General features: G+C 45.0%; 11 protein-coding genes. 10 read left to right on the top strand and 1 reads right to left on the bottom strand.

The annotated features are described in order from the left end of the window. The first annotated feature begins 35 nt into the window (after nucleotides 1–35). The 6 genes from ftsL to ACX17N_RS06625 all read left to right on the top strand — a co-directional run bounded on the left by ftsL (nucleotide 36) and on the right by ACX17N_RS06625 (nucleotide 7,058). Complete coding sequence (ftsL, locus tag ACX17N_RS06650; RefSeq protein WP_458891966.1) at nucleotides 36–299, top strand: cell division protein FtsL; 264 nt, start codon at nucleotides 36–38, stop codon at nucleotides 297–299. Nucleotides 300–311: 12 nt separating this feature from the next. Beyond that, nucleotides 312–2,135 (top strand): penicillin-binding protein PBP3, encoded by a 1,824-nt coding sequence (gene ftsI, locus ACX17N_RS06645; protein ID WP_458891759.1) that lies wholly within the window; start codon nucleotides 312–314, stop codon nucleotides 2,133–2,135. Nucleotides 2,136–2,145: 10 nt separating this feature from the next. Next, nucleotides 2,146–3,639 (top strand): UDP-N-acetylmuramoyl-L-alanyl-D-glutamate--2,6-diaminopimelate ligase, encoded by a 1,494-nt coding sequence (locus ACX17N_RS06640; RefSeq protein WP_458891758.1) that lies wholly within the window; start codon nucleotides 2,146–2,148, stop codon nucleotides 3,637–3,639. A gap of 12 nt (nucleotides 3,640–3,651) precedes the next feature. Next, nucleotides 3,652–5,061 (top strand): UDP-N-acetylmuramoyl-tripeptide--D-alanyl-D-alanine ligase, encoded by a 1,410-nt coding sequence (locus ACX17N_RS06635; protein ID WP_458891757.1) that lies wholly within the window; start codon nucleotides 3,652–3,654, stop codon nucleotides 5,059–5,061. 1 nt (nucleotide 5,062) lies between these two features. Next, nucleotides 5,063–6,181: a phospho-N-acetylmuramoyl-pentapeptide-transferase gene (mraY, locus tag ACX17N_RS06630; RefSeq protein WP_458891756.1), complete on the top strand. Its 1,119-nt coding sequence runs from the start codon at nucleotides 5,063–5,065 to the stop codon at nucleotides 6,179–6,181. Nucleotides 6,182–6,254: 73 nt separating this feature from the next. Then, nucleotides 6,255–7,058, top strand: a complete 804-nt coding sequence (locus ACX17N_RS06625; protein WP_458891755.1) for a putative RNA methyltransferase — start codon at nucleotides 6,255–6,257, stop codon at nucleotides 7,056–7,058. Nucleotides 7,059–7,117: 59 nt separating this feature from the next. Here ACX17N_RS06625 and ponA read toward each other — a convergent pair whose 3' ends face one another. Then, on the bottom strand, nucleotides 7,118–9,634 hold the full coding sequence (ponA, locus tag ACX17N_RS06620; protein ID WP_458891754.1) for a penicillin-binding protein PBP1a: 2,517 nt from the start codon (nucleotides 9,632–9,634) through the stop codon (nucleotides 7,118–7,120). Between the two features lie 166 nt (nucleotides 9,635–9,800). Here ponA and ACX17N_RS06615 point away from each other — a divergent pair, with 166 nt between their 5' ends. From ACX17N_RS06615 to ACX17N_RS06600, 4 genes are read left to right on the top strand one after another with little or no spacing between them, the layout of a single operon-like run. After that, nucleotides 9,801–10,859, top strand: a complete 1,059-nt coding sequence (locus ACX17N_RS06615; protein ID WP_458891753.1) for a pilus assembly protein PilM — start codon at nucleotides 9,801–9,803, stop codon at nucleotides 10,857–10,859. Further along, nucleotides 10,859–11,509 (top strand): PilN domain-containing protein, encoded by a 651-nt coding sequence (locus ACX17N_RS06610; RefSeq protein WP_458891752.1) that lies wholly within the window; start codon nucleotides 10,859–10,861, stop codon nucleotides 11,507–11,509. Before ACX17N_RS06615 ends, ACX17N_RS06610 begins: the two co-directional genes overlap by 1 nt. Beyond that, nucleotides 11,506–12,252 carry a type IV pilus inner membrane component PilO gene (locus ACX17N_RS06605; protein WP_458891751.1) on the top strand — a complete coding sequence of 249 codons (747 nt, stop codon included), beginning with the start codon at nucleotides 11,506–11,508 and terminating at the stop codon, nucleotides 12,250–12,252. The genes ACX17N_RS06610 and ACX17N_RS06605 overlap by 4 nt, the downstream gene beginning before the upstream one ends. Next, complete coding sequence (locus tag ACX17N_RS06600) at nucleotides 12,252–12,779, top strand: pilus assembly protein PilP (protein ID WP_458891750.1); 528 nt, start codon at nucleotides 12,252–12,254, stop codon at nucleotides 12,777–12,779. Before ACX17N_RS06605 ends, ACX17N_RS06600 begins: the two co-directional genes overlap by 1 nt. The last annotated feature ends 23 nt before the right edge of the window (nucleotides 12,780–12,802 follow it).

The following is a 12,802-nucleotide window of genomic DNA, read 5'->3' as shown; positions in this document are numbered from 1 at the left end:
AATTGCGGACGAAAAAATATATTACTTATGCCTGCATGCTCATTTTGGTGTTTATCAGCGCAATCATGGTGGTATTTCAAGTGTTTGAATACCGTCATGATTATCGTGAGCTGAGTTCGTTTATGCGCGAGCGTGATGATCTGAATGCTGAGTGGGGACGTCTGTTGATTGAACAGCAGACGTTTGGCGCTACGGCACAAATCGGCACCCGAGCAGTGACCCAGTTACGGATGTACTCACCCCCGACAGCGCAAACTGTAGTGATTTCTTTACCTATGACTTCAGATGACAATAAATAAGGCTAGCTGTATATGGTAGACAAGCAGATCAAGCAACCACGTAAAAAGCAGCAGTCGATTACGGGAAAAAATGCCATCAGCGTCGAGATGTGGCGTTTTTATTTAATGTGGGCCGTGGTCCTCATGTGTTTTGTGGCACTGGTGGGGCGTGCCTTCTATGTGCAGGTCATCAACCGTGACTTCTTGCAAAATAAAGCCAATGCCAATATTTTGCGCACAGAAAAACTCAAAGCCATGCGGGGTGTGATTTATGATCGTCATGGTGTACCTTTGGCAATCAGTACCCCTGTGATGAAGGTGGTGATTGACCCGCGTGATTATTTTGATAATAAAAAGCTATTTGATGAAATTACGGCTGAATTGGCCAATGATCCACATAATCGTAAGTTAAAGCGTCAGTTACCCGATAAGAACTTAAACTTAGACGAGCTGGCAGATGCTGTGGGCATGGATCGTGCCGAACTCAAGAAAAAACTGAATGAACGTCCACGTTCGCGTTACTTGGTGTTGCAAAAAGAAGTTCCTCCGCAGCAGGCGGAACTGATTGAAAAACGTAACTTTCAAGGGGTGTATACTGAGAAAAACTACAAACGTTATTATCCGCAGCCACAACCGAATGCGCAGATTATTGGCTTGACCAATAGTGAAGGGGTCGGGATTGAAGGTCTGGAAATGCAGCTCAATAAGCGTTTGGCGGGCATTGACGGCGAGCAGCAAGTGGTGCGCGATAAAAAGGGCAATCGCGTCAAAGACCCTGAAGTGATTAAAGAAGTCGAGTCTGGTGAAAACATAACCCTGAGTATTGATTCACGACTGCAATATATTCTGTATCGTGAACTGACAGCCGCAGGTGTTGCCAATAATGCCCGTTCTGCTTCTGCCATTGCCGTAGATGTGAAAACGGGTGAAATCTTGGCGATGACCAGCTGGCCATCCTATAACCCGAATGATAAAAATGGTTTAGCCAACAAAGATGCCATGCGGAACCGCGGTGCAACAGACATGTTTGAACCTGGTTCAACCATGAAACCTTTGACGGTAGCAATGGCCTTGGAAACTGGTAAATATCAGCCTACAACTGTGGTGAATACCTCTCCGGGTTCGATGCGTGTGGGGAATCATACCATCCGTGATACCCACAACTACGGTCAATTGACGCTGGCGGGAATTATCCAAAAATCCTCTAACGTCGGTGTGGCAAAAATTGCCTTGTCTTTGCCGTATTCCACTTTACCGACCTTCTTGAAACGGGTGGGTTTTGGTGAGCGTTCAGCGGTGAAATTCCCTGGTGAAAGTTCTGGTCTAGTGCTCCCACCAAGCAAGTGGAATGTCTCTGAAGTCGCGACCATGGCTTATGGCTATGGTATTAATGCCACGGTATTGCAAATGGTGGATGCCTACGCCATGTTGGCTAATCATGGGGTGAAGGTTCCATTAAGTTTGTATAAGTTGGAAGAGCCGCCAAAAGGTCAGCAAATGATTGATCCGAAAATTGCCGATCAAGTCTTGCTGATGATGGAAGCGGTGACATTGCCGGGGGGGACAGCACGTCAGGCCAATATTCCAGGTTACCGTGTGGCAGGTAAAACAGGAACCGCGCATAAATTGCGTGCTGACCGTAAAGGCTATTCGGAAAAAGAATACCGTGCCCTGTTCTCTGGGGTAGCCCCTGTGAGTGATCCTCGATTGGCTATTTTTGTGGTCGTGGAAAACCCGCAAGGTCAATATTATGGTGGTCTAGTCGCTGCTCCTGTATTTGCTCGTGTGATGCAAGAATCTCTTCGTTTAATGAATGTGCCTTTAGATAAACCTTTAGACACGCCAAAAATCCAGTAATAGGTGCTGAATGTCAATTACATTTCAAGAACTGTATCCTTCTGATCAGATCACTGGGTGGATGCAACAACCTTTCCAAGGTTTTTGCCTAGACAGCCGCTATGTTGAGACTGGACAAATATTTATTGCCTTAAATAGCCTGAGCCAACCTGAAAAAACCGTGCAATTTGCCCAGACAGCAATTGCTAAAGGCGCATTGGCGGTTATTAGTGAAACCGAGTTGGCTGTAGCACCAAGTTTGGTGGTGCCTAACGTACGTCATCTGATGGGGGGTTGGCAAAAGCACTATTTGAATGCGGTCTCTCCGACGCAGGCCTTACAGATTCTCGCGGTGACAGGAACCAATGGTAAGACCACGATTTCACGCTTGGTTGCAGAGTTGCTTATGCTGCAAGGTCAGCCTTGTGCCGTAATGGGTACCACAGGTAATGGAATTCTGCCGAATCTGGAAAGTTCTTCGCATACCACGCTTGATGCACTGCAATTGCAAAATGCCTTGCACAGTTATGCACAACAAGGAGCAAAATTTGCTTCGATTGAAGCCAGTTCACATGGTTTGGAGCAGGGGCGTTTAACAGGCTGTGCGATTGAGATTGCGGCCTATAGTAATTTAAGTCGTGACCATTTGGACTATCACGGTACGCTTGAAGCTTATGCAGAAGCTAAGTCGCTTCTGTTTAAATTTGAGTCTTTAAAAGTGGCTGTGATTAATATGGATGATGAATATGCGCCATTGATGTTGGCTGCTGCAAAATCCAATCCTGCACAACCACAAATTTTGACCTATTCCATGACGCAGGCTGCAGATTATCAAGTGCGTGATATCCAGTATAGCCTGTCAGGCGCACAGTTTAGTCTGCAAACTACGCATGGACAGTTTATGGTGCAGAGTCCGTTGCTCGGACACTTCAATATTGAAAATTTGGTTGCTAGTCTGATCGTTGCAGAACAGGCTGGATTTGACTTGTCACAACTGATTGCCAGTGTACCGAAGCTGCAAGGTGCCCCAGGGCGCATGCAAGTCATCCGTGATGATGCACGATTATTTGTCGTGGACTATGCCCACACTCCAGATGCTTTGGTGCAGGTACTACGTACTTTAAAACGTCATGTTGAGCAGCGTTTATGGGCAGTCTTTGGCTGTGGGGGAGATCGTGATCGTGGTAAACGTCCACTGATGACTCAAGCGGCTCTCGAAGGGGCTGATGTCGTATTATTGACGTCTGACAATCCACGCACTGAAAATCCTGAACAGATTTTTGCAGATATGAAAGCGGAGATTGATTTTTCTGGACATGTGGTGCATGAAATTCGTGACCGTCGTGAAGCAATCAAATTTGCTGTACAAACTGCTCAGGCAGGCGATATCGTGGTCATTGCTGGCAAGGGGCACGAAAACTATCAAGAAATTGAAGGCGTACGCCATTGGTTTGATGATGTGATTGAAGTACAAGCCGCAATAGATGCCCAGCACCATCTCCCTGATTCAGCATATCCTGCGTAATAGGAAATATAGATGCATACATCAACTACCAGTACTGTTCCATTAGAGCCGTGGACTGCGGCCGAATTGCAAGATGCCACACAGGGTTATTGGCTGAATGATCGGGTGCCAGACACTGCCATTAAACGCGTTCTGACCGACTCTCGTCATGCCGAGCAGGGTGATGCCTTTTTAGCATTGCAGGGCGAACGTTTCGATGCACATGATTTTGTTGCACAAGTGGCTGAGAAGGGCTGTCAGGTCGCGATTGTGAGCCATCCTGTCGATGCGGATATTTGTCAGTTGGTTGTATCGGATACGCGTTTGGCCTTGGGGCATTTGGGGGCGTATCGACGTGCGCAACATCCGCAGTTGAAGGTCATCGCTTTAACGGGCAGTAGTGGAAAAACCACCACCAAAGAAATGTTGGGCAGTATTTTATCGCGTCTAGCGCCAACCTTGATTACTCGTGGTAACTTAAATAATGATCTGGGTGTCCCGATGATGTTGCTTGAGCTGCGTGCCGAGCATCGTTATGCAGTAATGGAACTCGGCGCCAGTCATCAAGGTGAAATCGATTATACCTCGGCACTGGTTCAACCACAGGTTGCTGGAATTTTAAATATTGGTACGGCACATTTGGGTGAGTTTGGTGGGCGTGAGGGAATTTGCCGCGCAAAATCCGAGATTTATGCGCATATTGCACCATCGGGAACAGCCATTGTGCCGGCTGCCGATGATTTTACCGATAGTATTCGAAATGCGGTACACAGCCAGCAAGTATTAAGCTTTGGGTCAGGAGGCGAGATCTTTGCCTCTGATATCCAGTTGCAACCGCAATCCGCGACATTTACCTTGCATACTCTGCAAGGCGAACGTATGGTCCAATTACCTTTTGCAGGCGAGCATAATGTGCAAAATGCCACCGCTGCTGCCGCTTTTGCCTTGGCAATCGGTATTGATTTGGATGACATTGTTTTGGGGCTCGAACAGGCGCAAGGCGCAAAAGGGCGACTGAATTTTATTCACAAAGCGCCCTATTTGTTTATTGATGATACCTATAATGCCAACCCAACTTCGATGCGGGCGGCAGGTGAGGTCTTGGCTCAGCAAGAAGGCGTTCGCGTGATGGTGATTGGTGATATTGGTGAGTTGGGTCAAAGTGCAGCACAGCAACATTATCTGTTAGGACGTGATCTGGTTTCGATCAAAGGCATTAACTTTGTGGTGGCGGTGGGTGAATTTGCGCCTGCCACACAAGAAGGTGCCCGCAGTACCCAATATGGTAAGAAATTACAGGCATTCTTGAATCAAGAACAAGCTTTACCTTTTTTAATTAGTTTAGTCGAAACACATCAACCCCAGTCGATGAGTTTCCTGTTTAAAGGTTCTCGTTATACCCATATGGAAACGTTGATGACTGACTTGATGGAGAAACTTTAAAATGCTGTTATGGCTATTTGAGCAGCTTGCGGGCTATCACAGCTCATTCCAAGTGGTACGTTATTTAACCCTGCGCTCATTATTGAGTGTCCTGACGGCTTTATCGATTGGTCTGGTGTTAGGGCCAGTCATGATCCGTAAATTACAGGCCTTGAAGTACGGTCAGGCGGTTAGTACTTTTGCACCTGAAAATCACGCCAAGAAAATGGGTACTCCGACCATGGGTGGGGTTTTAATCCTGCTTTCCATCGGCATTTCAACCTTACTCTGGGCGGACTTATCTAATCCCTATGTCTGGATTGTGCTAGGTGTCATGGTGATTTTTGGTGCCGTGGGCTGGGCAGATGACTGGATTAAAATCCGTTATAAAGACAATGCGGGTTTGCCGGCACGGAAGAAGTTTTTCTGGACGTCGGTGGCATCGCTCGGTGCGGGGATCGCCTTGTATGTGATTGCTAAACAACAAGATAATCCGATTCATACAGCCAATATGCTGGATTTGCTGATTCCATTCTTTAAGAATCTTAGTATTCCATTCTCAGCAATCCCTTTAGGTATTGGTTTTATTATCTTTACCTATCTGGTGATTAATGGGGCATCCAATGCTGTGAATCTGACCGATGGTTTGGATGGTCTGGCGATTATGCCGATTGTATTGGTAGCTGCGGGTTTAGGCGTGTTTGCTTACCTTGCGGGTGACGTACGTTTTGCCAATTACTTGCATATTCCTTATGTTAAATATTCATCTGAGTTGGTGGTGATTTGTGCCGCCATGATTGGTGCGGGTTTGGCTTTCCTTTGGTATAACGCGCATCCAGCTCAAGTATTTATGGGGGATGTGGGTGCTTTATCATTGGGTGCGATGCTCGGTACAATTGCTGTGATGGTGCGTCAAGAAATCGTGTTTGCGATCATGGGGGGGGTGTTTGTGGTTGAAGCGGTTTCCGTCTTCCTACAAATCGGTTCCTTGCGCATGCGCAATAAGCGGGTGTTCTTAATGGCGCCATTACATCATCATTATGAGAAAAAAGGCTGGCGTGAAACGCAGGTGGTGATTCGTTTCTGGATTATTACGATTATGCTGGTGGTTTTGGGCTTAATGACCTTAAAATTGCGCTAAGCCAAAGACATATCAAAAGGTCGGCATTTGCTGGCCTTTTTTTATATGTAAACGCAGAAAGTTGGAGAAAATGATGAATCTACTCATGTGCCCAGTATGTCGTGAGAAATTGAGTTTAGTAGCAAAGACCTGGCAGTGTGTAAATCATCATAGCTATGATGTTGCCAAGCAGGGCTATGTGAATCTGCATGTCGTGCAGCATAAGCACAGTAAAACCCCGGGCGATACCCCAGAATCGGTACAGGCGCGTCGCGCATTTTTAAGTGCTGGTTTTTATGCCCCGCTACAGCAGGCGGTAGTCGAGAAACTGCAACAATTACGCATTGAAAACCTCTTAGATATTGGTTGTGGTGAAGGCTATTACACCAGTGCCATGCAAGCTGAAGTGCTGCAATGTGTTGGGGTGGATATTGCCAAAAATGCAGTACAGGTGGCCGCCAAGTTAAACCGTGAAGTGACTTGGGTCGTCGGAACAGGAGCAACATTGCCTGTCTTAGATCAATCGATTGATTTGTGCAGCAGTTTATTTAGTCCGATTCCGCAACAAGAAATTCTGCGTGTGCTGAAGGACAAAGGTTATTTGTTGGTGGTGACGCCAGCCCCAGCGCATTTATTTGCTTTGCGTGAAGCGTTATTTGAAGAAGTAAAGGCACATGAACCCGATAAGTTTGTGCAGCAATTGGCTTCTGATTTTACTTTGCTTGAGTCACAGGTGGTTCAGGCAGAATTGGATTTAAATCAGCAGCAGTTGAAAAACCTGATTGCCATGACCCCGTATGCTTATAAAGCCAAGGTAGATCGTCGCAGTGCATTAGAAGCCAGTGAGCAGTTTAAAGTTACAGCGCAATTTCAAATTTATCTCTTGCAAAAGCACTAACTCAAAAGCCAATAAAAAACCCTCCATGCGGAGGGTTTTTTATTGGTGACAATTTTCGCTTATTGCACCTGATCAATTAAATGTTCCAGAGCATCTGGTTTTTTAGCTGCAGGATTTGGTTGCATACTTGGAGGGGTTTGATGACTTGGTTGCAGTGTTTGGTCATCGTCAGGTAAATCCTCAAAGTCGCGTTCAGGTGCGCGCATAGGAGCCGCGGGTTTCGGACGATACAAAGGCTGAGCCAGTGGTGGTGAAGCACGATAATCTTTCTTGGTTTCCCCCTGAATAAATTGCGTTTCATCATGCAGGGTCGGTGCTTTGGCATCTTTATCCAAATGCACCCAAGAGGAAGGTGTGCCTTTAAGGGCATTGCCCATAAAATTGGTCCAAATAGGTAATGCCGCTATGCCACCATATTCGCGTCGTCCTAAAGTGGTTGGTTGGTCAAAGCCAACCCAAGCAACTGTTACTAATTTGCCATTAAAGCCTGCAAACCAAGCATCTTTGGCATCGTTGGTGGTTCCCGTTTTGCCGCCCAAATCATCACGACCAATTTTTAAAGCAGCACGCCCAGTACCATGCTGGATCACATCTTTAAGAATATTGGCCATGTCAAAAGCTGAACTCGATTTTAAAATGCGTTGCGCTTGACGATATTCTGCATTCGGTTCAGCTTTGCTAGGGGCAGTGGTTTGATTGGTGATTTCAATCACTTCATCGTCGGGCGTTACGGGTGCGGCAGAGAATTGTTGCTCTTTTTCATGAATACATTCAATACATGCATATTCTGGATTGGATTGGTAAATGACTTTGCCATAGGCATCTTCAATCCGATCAATAAAGTGCGGTTGAATCCGGTAACCACCATTGGCAAACGTGGCATAACCCGTTGCCATTTGGATTGGCAAGACTTGTGGCGTGCCCAGTGCGATGGTGTAGTTATGTGGAATTTGATCCTCTTGTAGACCAAAATCCATAAATAATTGGCGGGTACGTTCAATACCAACAGCCTGTAATAAACGTACCGAGACTGTGTTGCGCGATAAATATAAGGCCCGACGTAACGGAATCATGCCTAGATAGCGACCATCAGAGTTGCGGGGAGTCCATTTGCCAATGGTAATCGGGCTGTCATTGACCATGGTAAAGGGCGTCATGCCGCGTTCTAAAGCCAGTGCATAGACAAAGGGTTTAATGGTTGAACCCGGTTGACGCCAGCCCTGCAGTGCTCGGTTAAATTTGGATTGGTAAAAATTGTATCCCCCCACAATGGCTTCAATGGCGCCATTGTTGGGGTTAATGGCAATCAGTTGCCCCTGAACTTTCGGCACTTGGACTAAAGACCATGAAGTTTTGTCAGCATTGGGTCTTAGGCGAACAATATCTTTAACCTTGACAATCTGTGAGGCTCTACTGGGAGAGGGACCAACACTATTGGCATTCCGATAGGGGCGTGCCCAAGACATGCCTGACCACGGAACCGTTACACTGGAACCATCTTGCATGAACGCTTCAAATGAAGTGGCGTTGACTTTGCTGACTTTGGCGGGATAGGTGTTGGCATAAGCCATAAATTGTTTTAAATCTTTATCATGCGCTTCGGCACCCCGCCAACCATGGCGGCGATCATAGGCTTCTAAGCCCTCTTGCACAGACTGCTCGGCAAAATACTGTCGTTGACTATTGATGGTGGTATAGACCTTGTAGCCAGAATCAACGGCTTGATCTCCAAACTTACTGACCAATTCAGCGCGAACCATTTCCCCGACATAGGGAAACTGGTTGCTCACTCCGCGGTCGGGCATGTCAAGATTAATCGGTTCGGCAATCGCATTCTGATATTGTTCTTGATTGATATAGCCCAGTTGTAGCATGCGACCTAAAATCCAGTTGCGGCGTTCCAAAGCACGTTCAGGATTGGCAACCGGATTATATTTGGATGGTGCTTTGGGAAGTCCGGCAATCATTGCCATTTGGGCAATGCTTAAATCTTCTAGATTCTTGTTGTAGTAAATCTTGGCCGCCGCCGCGATGCCGTAGGCATTTTTACCCAAAAAGATCTTATTGACGTACAAAGTGAGGATTTCTTCTTTAGAGAGATTTTGTTCAATCTTTCGAGCCAAGAAGACTTCGGTGAGTTTGCGCTTTAAGGTACGTTCAGGACTGAGATAATAGTTTTTCGCCACTTGCATGGTAATGGTCGAACCACCGGTCTGTACATTTGATCCGGTAATGCTCTCGCTTACGGCACGCCCCAGGCCTTTAAAGCTAATACCGCTGTGTTCAAAAAAGGCAGAATCTTCTGCGGCCAAAAAGGCATGAATAAAGGTTCGGGGGATTTGATCATATTCAACTGGCACGGAAAGTTTGCCACCGTATTCCGCAATCAGTTGTTGATCGGCACTATAAACTTGTAATGGTTTTAGTAAAGGTGCTTTTTTTAAAATGCTCATTTCAGGCAAAGACGGGGCAATATAGAGATACATGCCATAAAACCCCATAGGAATTGCGACCAAAACTATAATTATGATCAAAAAAAATGGATGAACACGGCCTGAACAAGATAGCTTTTTCATAACAAGTAAGTTTTAATAGGAGCTAATGGCAAACTAATTGGTGGTCAGTATAGCCTTTTACAGATACGGATTGTTAATGAGTTATTGTATCCGTATTAAAATTATAGACCGCAGTCAATTGGTTGGTTACTTCTATTGGGGATAAAAAAATAATAGGAATAGTATTGTGCTCAGGTTATATCGTAAGCCAAATAAGGGGTTAATAGGGGTAGATATTAGTTCCACTTCTGTTAAGTTGTTAGAGCTGTCAGTAAAGAACGGTCGTTATTGGGTCGAAAGCTATGCTTTGGTTCCGCTACCGGAAGGCAGTGTTGTTGAAAAAAACATTTTGAATCCGGAAGCTATTGGGGATGCTTTGGGACGCGCTTTAAATTTAGCAAATGTTCAATCACATGCAGCAGCAATCGCCATTCCGACGTCCATGGTAATTAGTAAGATTATCGAAATGGATGCGGATATGACGGATGATGAACGTGAAGTTCAGATCCGTATGGATGCTGAGCAATATATTCCGTTCCCTTTAGATGAAGTGAGTCTTGATTTTGAGGTTTTGCCAGATCGTTTGGCTAACCCGAATCGTGTCAATGTACTCCTGGTGGCAACACGTCTAGAAAATGTCGAAGCGCGTTCAGAAGTTCTGGAGCTGGCAGGCCTAACGCCAAAAATTGCCGATGTTGAAAGTTTTGCTTTGGAAAATGTCTATAAGGTCTTCTCGGATACGATGCCAATGGGGGTGAATACTGTTGGCGTGTTGGACATCGGGCATACCATGACTACCTTGTCTGTGATGCAAAATGACAAAATTATCTACACTCGTGAACAAGTTTTTGGGGGTAAACAGCTGACTCAAGAAATTCAGAACCGATATGGTCTATCTTTTGAGGAAGCAGGGCGTGCGAAAAAAAGTCGTACCTTGCCAGATGATTACGATGTAGAAGTTTTAGAGCCGTTCCTTGATGCTGTGGTGCAGCAAGCTGCTCGTTCATTGCAGTTCTTTTTTTCCTCTTCACAATTTAATGAAATCGATCATATTTTGTTGGCAGGAGGGAATGCCAATATTCCGGGTTTGGCCAAGTTGTTACAACAAAAACTTGGCTATCGTGTCACGATTGCAAATCCATTCTTACAAATGGGCTTTTCTCCAAAAATTGATATTAAAAAAATTGAAAATGATGCTTCCTCTCTCTTGGTGGCGTGTGGTCTGGCATTGAGGAGTTTTGATTAATGGCAAAAATTAACCTGCTCCCTTGGCGCGATGAGCTAAGAGAGAAACGGAAAAAAGAATTCATTGTTATTTGTATTGGGGCGGCTTTAATTGGGGTGTTGTTGGTTGTCATGGCGTGGTTCTATTACAACTATAAACTTGAAGATCAAGAGCAAGCCAATCAACTGATTACCAGTACCAACCAAAATTTGGATGTACAACTTAAATCGTTAGAAGGTTTACAAGAGCAGCGTAATGCAATTGTGGAACGGATGAAATTAATTCAGGGCTTGCAAAGCCAGCGTCCAATTGCTGTACGTTTGATTGATGAGATGGCACGGGTTGTGCCTGCCAATGTCTACATCACTAAATTTTCACGGGTTGGGGATAAATTTACCATTGAAGGTAAGGCAGAAAGTCCAAATGCTGTGGCGGAATTCTTGCGTAATTTAGAGGCTTCGGCTTGGTATCGTAATGCCTTTATGAATTCATTCTTGGCAGCAGAAGAAAATAAAAATAAAGCTCCGAGCTCAGTCATTCCTCGAGTTGAAGACAGTTATGGAACTTTTGTGGTTACAGCTGATCTAGATGAAATTGCGATGCCAACTTCAGAGCCAGTCGCAACTGACGCTAATGCAGTAGCCAGTTCAACAGCGGGGGCAGCACAATGAGTCGTGATGAATTTGATGAATTAAATCAAGAAGCTGTTGTTAAACCAAAGAAAAAAATGACAGTGGATAAGTTTTTCCAACAATTTAATACTTTAGATCCAAATAATTATGGCAGTTGGCCGCTGTCAGTCAAAATCACGTGTTGGATTTTCATTGTGTTTTTGATTTGTGCGGTTGGCTACTTTCTGGTGATTAAGCCGAAGTTGGATGCGATTTCGAGTGCACATGCACAAGAACAGAATTTATTGAATGAATTCCGTGAGAAAGATTCAAAACTGCGTAATTTGCAGCAGTATCAAGCGCAATTACAAGAGATGGAAGCCAACTTCAATCAACAATTAGAACAATTGCCGAAAGAAACAGAAATTCCTGGTCTGGTTGAAGATATTAACGTGACGGGTGTGAACTCTGGATTGAAATTTAAAAATATCCGTCTAGAACCTGAAGTGAGACAAGAGTTCTTTATCGAACAGCCGATTAGTATTGAGGCCACCGGCGATTATCACGCATTTGGTTCTTTTGTTAGTGGTATTGCGGCTTTACCTCGCATTGTGACATTGCATGACTTTGACATCACTTCTTCAATCAGTAATGACAAGAAGTCTGAAATCCCGCAAGTCACTTATGTGGCGAAGGCACGTACTTATCGTTACATCGGGAATGAAGAACGTCAAAATGCAGCAGCGAATGGCAATGCGAACAATTCACCTGCTCAAGCCACTCCACAAGGAGGAGCGAAGTAATGAAATTTGAAAAAATCACATTAGCTTTGATGTTGGGACTGGTCTTGGTTGGGTGTGACTCGCGTATTGATGCTGTGAATATGGAAATGGTCAACATTCGTAGTCAACAGCCATTACCGATTGAGCCTGCACCAGTTTTTCCACCAGTACCAACCTTTAATTATTCGGCGCATCAATTAAAAAGCCCATTTATGCCAAGCTCATTGGCGGCAGAATTAAAAATTATGGCGGGTAAACGAGTGTATCCAAACTTTGCCCGCCAGCCTCAGCCATTGGAAAGTTATGCGCTAGAATCCTTAAATATGAAGGGTAGTATGCGTAGCCAATCTGGACAAATTTTGGCGTTGATTCAAACACCAGATGGTGAAATCGAGCGTGTACAGGTCGGTAGCTTTATGGGGATGAATCAAGGGCGTATTGTCAAAATTACGCCGACACAGATTGACCTGATTGAAATTATTCCAGATGGTAGAGAAGGATATGTTGAGCGTCCGCGGAGTATGGTCTTAATTGGTCCCGCACCTTAACGTAAAGGAATAAAAATGAAAAA

Source organism: Acinetobacter sp. GXMZU3951, from assembly GCF_054457875.1.
Note: the sequence above shows the minus strand (reverse complement) of the source record. Positions and strands in the feature narration are given on the sequence as shown.